Annotated in this window: 3 protein-coding genes; all 3 read left to right on the top strand. The window is 74.5% G+C overall.

Going from position 1 to position 3,576, the window contains the following annotated elements; translation table 11 throughout:
- Positions 1–1,275 (top strand): molybdopterin molybdotransferase MoeA (locus tag JS521_RS34600; RefSeq protein WP_239488240.1); only part of this gene is annotated, 1,275 nt, incomplete at its 5' end.
- A complete protein-coding gene (locus JS521_RS34605) occupies positions 1,233–2,375 on the top strand; it encodes a potassium channel family protein (protein ID WP_205086830.1) in 1,143 nt (380 codons plus the stop codon). The genes JS521_RS34600 and JS521_RS34605, both read left to right, overlap by 43 nt.
- Before the next feature lie 49 nt (positions 2,376–2,424).
- Positions 2,425–3,417, top strand: coding sequence for an NAD(P)H-quinone oxidoreductase (locus tag JS521_RS34610; protein ID WP_205086831.1), 993 nt, complete (start codon positions 2,425–2,427; stop codon positions 3,415–3,417).
- Positions 3,418–3,576: the final 159 nt, after the last annotated feature.

A 3,576-nucleotide genomic window follows, 5' to 3' on the forward strand; every position in this document is an offset into this window, starting at 1 on the left:
CCCCCGCCCCCGCCCCCGTCCTGGGAACGGGCGCGGGCGATCGCGGCCAGGGCCGGGCGGGCCGGTCCGCCCGCGACGATCCGGTTGCCGCTCGACCGTGCGCTCGGGCACGTCCTGGCCGAGGCGCTCGGCGCGCTCACCGATCTGCCGTCCTTCGACACCTCGGCCATGGACGGCTGGGCCGTCGCCGGACCCGGCCCCTGGGCGTTCGAGACCGGCGCGGGGCTCCTCGCCGGACGCGGCCCGGCCGCCGCGCTGCCCGACGGCACCGCCGTACGGATCGCCACCGGCGCCCGCGTACCGCCCGACACCACGGCGGTCATCCGCAGCGAGCACGCCCACGCCGACGAGGACAAGGGGATGCTGCACGTCCGGCGGCCCGTGGTCACCGGCCAGGACATCAGGCCCCGGGGCCAGGAGTGCCGTTCGGGCGAGCAGCTCGTCCCCGCCGGGACGATCGTGACCCCGGCGGTGCTCGGCCTCGCCGCGGCCGCCGGGTACGACGCGCTGCCCGTCGTGCCCCGCCCGCGCGTCGACATCCTCGTCCTCGGCGACGAACTGCTCGCCGCCGGCCTGCCGCACGACGGGCTGATCCGCGACGCGCTGGGCCCCATGCTCGGCCCCTGGCTGCGGGCCCTGGGCGCCGAGGTCTCCGGGCCTCGTCGGCTCGGGGACGACGCCGGGGCGCTGCAGGATGCCCTCACCGCCTCCGACGCCGACCTGATCGTCACCACCGGGGGCACCGCCGCCGGCCCGGTCGACCATGTGCACCCGGTCCTCGACGCCCTCGGGGCCGAACTGCTGGTGGACGGCGTCGCGGTCCGCCCCGGCCACCCCATGCTGCTGGCCCGGCTGCGAGCCTCCGGGCAGGCGGAAGGGCAGGCGGAAGGGCCGCCGGAGGGGCCGTATCTCGTCGGGCTGCCCGGCAATCCGCTCGCGGCCGTATCCGGTCTGCTGACGCTCGCGGAGCCGTTGCTCGCGGGCATCGCGGGCCGCCCGGCCCAGGATCCGTACCGGGCCCTCGTCCATGCGGACGTGCCCGGCCATCCGCACGACACCCGCCTCGTCCCCGTGGTCCACCGCGCGGGCCGGGCGGGCGGCCGGGACCATGTCGCGCCGCTGCGCTACAACGGGCCCGCGATGCTGCGGGGGATCGCCGCGGCGGACGGGTTGGCCGTGGTGGAGCCGGGCGGGGTACGGTCCGGCACCGAGGTGGAGATTCTGGATCTCCCATGGGCCCCGGCGACGCCGTGGACGGAAGGGTGTTTCACGTGAAACTTCCCGGCCACGATGCGATGGCCAGGCGAGCGGACGAACTGGTCGTGCCGACCCGGGTGATGCTCCCCCGCCGGGTGGCCCTCGGCCCGGCCCGCCAGGTCGCCAAGCGCCTGTTGATGGCGCTGCTCGTGCTGGCCGCGACGGTGCTGATCGTCTGGCTCGACCGCAGCGGTTACAACGACAACGCCGACGGCAAGGTCGATTTGCTGGACGCGGTCTACTACGCGACGGTCACCCTTTCCACCACCGGGTACGGCGACATCACGCCGTACAGCGACGGAGCACGGCTGATCAATGTGGTGCTCGTGACACCGCTGCGCGTGATGTTCCTGATCATCCTGGTCGGTACCACCCTTGAGGTCCTCACGGAGCGGACCCGGGAGGACTTCCGGCTGAAGCGTTGGAGATCCAACTTGCGAGACCACACCGTCGTCGTCGGCTTCGGCACGAAGGGCCGCTCGGCGATTCTGACCCTCTGTGCCACCGGTCTGTCGAAGGACCAGATCGTCATCGTCGACCCGGCCTCCAAGGTGATCGAGGCCGCCAACGCCGAGGGCTTCACCGGTGTGCTCGGTGACGCCACCCGCAGTGATGTGCTGCTGCGCGCCGAGCTCCAGAAGGCGCGTCAGATCATCATCGCGACTCAGCGCGACGACACCGCCGTCCTGGTCGCGCTGACCGCGCGCCAGTTGAACCGCGGGGCGAAGATCGTGGCCGCGGTCCGTGAGGAGGAGAACGCGCCCCTGCTCCGGCAGTCCGGTGCGGACGCGGTGATCACCAGTGCCAGCGCCGCCGGGCGGCTGCTCGGCCTCTCCGTCCTCAGCCCGAGTGCGGGCACCGTGATGGAGGACCTGATCCAGCAGGGCAGCGGCCTCGATCTCGTCGAACGGCCGGTCATAAAGGCCGAGGTGGGCAAGAGCGTCCGGGAGACCGAGGACCTGGTCGTCAGTGTGCTGCGCGGACACCGGCTGCTCGGTTACGACGACCCGGCGGCCAGCCCGCTGCAGTTGACGGACCGGGTCATCACCATCGTGCGGGCGAGCCCCAGTTCGGCCGCGGTGCCGAAGAACCCGATGCCTCCGCACCAGCGACCCTGACCGACGAGGCGTCCGCCGGGGCGAGCGTGGCGGGAGTAGCCTCGCGGCCATGCATGCGATCACGATTCCCGAACCCGGTGGCCCCGAGGCGCTCGTCTGGGCCGAGGTGCCCGATCCCGTACCCGGCGACGGCGAGGTCCTCGTCGAGGTCGTCGCCAGCGCCGTGAACCGTGCCGACGTGCTCCAGCGGCAGGGCTTCTACGACCCGCCGCCCGGTTCGTCCCCCTACCCCGGCCTGGAGTGCGCGGGCCGTGTCGCCGCGCTCGGTCCCGGAGTGACGGGCTGGGCGGTCGGCGACGCCGTGTGCGCGCTGCTGGCGGGCGGCGGCTACGCGGAGAAGGTCGCCGTACCGGCCGGCCAGCTCCTCCCCGTACCGGAGGGCGTCGACCTGGTGGAGGCCGCGGCGCTGCCCGAGGTCACCGCGACCGTGTGGTCCAACGTCTTCATGGTGTCCCACCTGCGCCCCGGCGAGACCTTCCTGGTGCACGGCGGCTCCAGCGGCATCGGCACCATGGCGATCCAGCTGGCGAAGGCGGTCGGGGCCCGGGTCGCGGTCACGGCGGGCAGCCCGGAGAAGCTCGCCCGGTGCGCCGAGCTGGGTGCGGACATCCTCGTCAACTACCGGGAGCAGGACTTCGTCGAGGAGATCCGGGAGAACACCGCCGGGGCGGGCGCCGACGTCATCCTGGACCTGATCGGGGCCAAGTACCTGGACCGGAACGTCCAGGCGCTCGCCGTCAACGGCCGCCTCGCGATCATCGGTCTCCAGGGCGGCGCCAAGGGCGAGCTGAACCTCGGCGCCCTGCTGACCAAGCGCGCCGCCGTCACCGCGACCTCCCTGCGGGGCCGCCCGCTCCAGGAGAAGGCCGCCATCGTCGCCGCCGTACGCGACCACGTGTGGCCGCTGATCGGCGGCGGGGTGGTCAAGCCGGTGGTGGACCGGGCGCTGCCGATGGCGGAGGCCGCCGAGGCGCACCGGGTGCTGGAGTCCAGCGCGCACATCGGCAAGGTCCTGCTGGTCGCACCGTCGGCCGGCGCCTGACCTCCGTAGACGGCCACACGTATGACGAGGGGCCGCGGGGGGGGGGGGGGGGGCGCGCGGGGCCCCGGCCCGGCGGCGGGCCCGGGGGGGGGGGGGGGGGGGGGGGGGGGGGGGGGGGGGGGGGGCGCGCGCGGGGGCGGCGCGCGCCGCCGGGCGGGG

Source organism: Streptomyces durocortorensis (assembly GCF_016901035.1).
GTDB lineage: Bacteria > Actinomycetota > Actinomycetes > Streptomycetales > Streptomycetaceae > Streptomyces > Streptomyces durocortorensis.

What these genes read in the sequence shown, in the direction of transcription:
- JS521_RS34605 (WP_205086830.1), top strand. Translation starts at nt 1,233, where the DNA reads ATGGGCCCCGGCGACGCCGTGGACGGAAGGGTGTTTCACGTGAAACTT.
- JS521_RS34610 (WP_205086831.1), top strand. Translation starts at nt 2,425, where the DNA reads ATGCATGCGATCACGATTCCCGAACCCGGTGGCCCCGAGGCGCTCGTC.